Origin of the sequence: Phenylobacterium sp. (assembly GCF_030693805.1) — a bacterium.
Taxonomy (GTDB): domain Bacteria; phylum Pseudomonadota; class Alphaproteobacteria; order Caulobacterales; family Caulobacteraceae; genus Phenylobacterium.
Window position 1 is genome coordinate 1 of record NZ_JAUXZW010000348.1, and the last position, 2,351, is coordinate 2,351.

Consider the following 2,351-nt stretch of genomic DNA (forward strand, 5'->3'; position numbering starts at 1 on the left):
CCCAACCCTTCCCCCCTCCAGGGGGAAGGGAGTTGAGAGAGTTCCCTGATGCTGTCGATCCGCAACCTGCACGCCCAAGTGGACGGCAAGGAAATCCTCAAGGGGCTGACGCTGGAAATCCCCAAGGGGGAGGTCCACGCGATCATGGGGCCGAACGGGGCCGGCAAGTCGACGCTGTCCTATGTGCTGACCGGCCGTCAGGGCTACACGGTCACCGCCGGCACTGCGCACCTGGACGGAGAGGATCTGCTGGCGTTGGCGCCCGACGAACGGGCCGCGCGCGGGGTGTTCCTGTCGTTCCAGTATCCGCTGGAGATTCCCGGCGTGGCGGCGCTGACCTTCGTGCGCACGGCGATGAACGCCCAGCGACGCGCCCGCGGCGAGGCCGAGGTCTCCGCGCCGGAATTCCTGAAACTGGCCCGCGCCGCGGCGGCGGCCTTGAAGATCGACTACGAGATGCTGAAGCGCGCCCTCAACGTCGGGTTCTCCGGTGGCGAGAAGAAGCGGATGGAGATCCTGCAGATGGCCATGCTGCAGCCGCGCTTCCTGATCCTCGACGAGACCGACTCCGGCCTCGACATCGACGCCTTGAAGATCGTGTCCGATGGGGTCAACGCCTTGCGATCACCTGAGCGCGGGATGCTGGTGATCACCCACTATCAGCGGCTGCTCGACTATATCCGGCCAGATCGCGTTCACGTGCTGGCCGACGGCCGGATCGCCGCGTCCGGCGGGCCGGAGCTGGCGCTCGACCTCGAACGCGAAGGCTACGACAAGTACGCCAAGGCCGCCGCATGACCCTGGCCGCCGCCATACGATCGGGCGACGTCACCCTGCTCCCCAGTCGGCGGGACGAGGATTGGCGCTGGAGCGACCTGCGCGGTCTGCTGCGCACGCTCCCGACGCCGTCGCCGGAAACCGACGCGGCGGTCGCGCCCGGACCGTTCGGCGCCCTGGGTGATTCGGAGCTCCTGGTGGTCAATGGCCGCCTGCGCGATGACGCCGCCTCGACCCTGACCGTGCGGTCGGGAGAGAAGCGCACGGTGCGCCTGCGCTTCGTGTCGGCGACGCCGCAGAGCCGCCACGAGGCGCGGCTGACCATCAATGTTCACATGGGCGCCGAACTGACCCTGCTGGAAAGCCATGAAGGTTTTGCCGAGGGCTATGTCGCCGCTTCGGGGCTCGATATCCGTGTCGATGACGGCGCGCATGTCGAGCGTCTGGTGATCGCCGCCGACGACGCCGACGCGGTCAACGTGAGCCAGGCAGAGGTGGTGCTGGCGGCGGGCGCGCGGTTCTCTCAGACGCTGCTGACCGATGGCGCCAAGCGCCAGCGGCTGGAGACCCGCCTGACCCACCCCGGCGACAAGGCGGACGTCCGCCTCGACGGGGTCTATCTGATGCGAGACTGCGGGCACGCCGACCTGACCACCACCGTACAGCATACGGGGCCGGGTGGGACCACGGACCAGCTCACCAAGGGCGTCGTGCGCGACCAGGCGCGGGCGGTGTTCCAGGGCCGCATCGTGGTCGCCAGAGGCGCTGACCAGACCGAAGCCCGCATGGGCCATCACGCCCTGATCCTGTCGGACCGGGCCGAGGTGGACGCCAAGCCCGAACTGGAAATCTATGCCGACGACGTCTCGTGCGCGCACGGCAACACGGTTGGCGCGCTGGATGAGGACGCGCTGTTCTACGCACAGCAGCGCGGCGTACCCTATAACGAGGCGCGCGCCATGCTGGCGGAAGCCTTCGTCAGCCAGGTTGTGGATCGGATCGAGCACGAGGGTGCGCGCGAGCTCTGCGCCGCCTGGGTCGCAGCCCGAGTGAAGATCTGAAGATGGCTTTCGACGTCGCCCAGATCCGCAGTCAGTTCCCGATCCTGTCGCGGCAGGTGAATGGCAAGCCGCTGGTCTATCTCGACAGCGCGGCCTCCGCTCAGAAGCCGCGCGCGGTGATCGACGCCATGGTCCAGGCGATGGAGACCTCATACTCCAACGTCCACCGCGGCCTGCATACGCTCGCCAACGAGACGACCGACGCCTACGAGCAGGCGCGGAAATCCGTGGCGACGCTCATCGGTTCGGACATCGGCGAAGTGGTGTTCACCAAAGGCGCCACCGAGGCGATTAACCTGGTGGCCGCAGGCCTTGGCGCCTCGCTACAGGCCGGCGATGAAATCGTGCTCACGGAGATGGAGCACCACGCCAACATCGTCCCCTGGCATTTCCTGCGTGAGCGCAAGGGGATCGTCCTGCGATTCGTTCCGGTCACCGACGACGGGCGGCTGGATCTGGAGGCGTTTCGGGCGCTGCTGACGCCCAAGGTCAAGGTCGTGGCCCTGACCCACA

General features: G+C 67.6%; 3 protein-coding genes. All 3 read left to right on the forward strand.

Annotated features, from left to right (window positions below; all coding sequences use genetic code 11):
• Nucleotides 1-48: 48 nt before the first annotated feature.
• Nucleotides 49-798 (forward strand): Fe-S cluster assembly ATPase SufC, encoded by a 750-nt coding sequence (gene sufC / locus Q8M88_RS13830; protein WP_305597739.1) that lies wholly within the window; start codon nucleotides 49-51, stop codon nucleotides 796-798.
• The gene (gene sufD / locus Q8M88_RS13835; protein ID WP_305597740.1) at nucleotides 795-1,838 is read left to right on the forward strand and encodes a Fe-S cluster assembly protein SufD; all 1,044 of its coding nucleotides are present in this window, start codon (nucleotides 795-797) and stop codon (nucleotides 1,836-1,838) included. The genes sufC and sufD overlap by 4 nt, the downstream gene beginning before the upstream one ends.
• Before the next feature lie 2 nt (nucleotides 1,839-1,840).
• On the forward strand, nucleotides 1,841-2,351 hold a 511-nt coding region (locus Q8M88_RS13840; RefSeq protein WP_305597741.1), incomplete at its 3' end, for an aminotransferase class V-fold PLP-dependent enzyme.

Coding starts and splice junctions, on each gene's coding strand:
- sufC (WP_305597739.1), top strand. CDS start 49: ATGCTGTCGATCCGCAACCTGCACGCCCAAGTGGACGGCAAGGAAATC.
- sufD (WP_305597740.1), top strand. CDS start 795: ATGACCCTGGCCGCCGCCATACGATCGGGCGACGTCACCCTGCTCCCC.